Annotated in this window: 1 pseudogene; it reads left to right on the forward strand. The window is 68.6% G+C overall.

Features of this window, described 5'->3' with window-relative positions:
* Positions 1 to 245: pseudogene (locus tag QCD70_RS19085) on the forward strand (DUF222 domain-containing protein); the annotation flags it as partial.

Genomic DNA, 245 nt, shown 5'->3' on the forward strand with positions numbered 1-245 from the left:
CGCGTACCGTCATGGGTTCGGGTCGGCGAGAAAGCTCCTTGCTGCGACCACGAACGTCTCGGAGCGCACCGCGCCGACCCGTATCAGCCTGGGCCAGCGGCTACGGTCGTCGGAGTCTCTGTCGGGAACGCCGAATCCGAGTTTCTTCCCGGTCGTGGTGGCGGCGTTCTTCGCCGGCCGTGTCGGCGTCGATACGGCGGCGGTGATCTGCCGCACCCTGTCCGAGGTCGTGACCCCCACCGGCT

It is taken from the genome of Agreia sp. PsM10 (assembly GCF_030433855.1).
Taxonomy (GTDB): Bacteria; Actinomycetota; Actinomycetes; order Actinomycetales; family Microbacteriaceae; genus Agreia.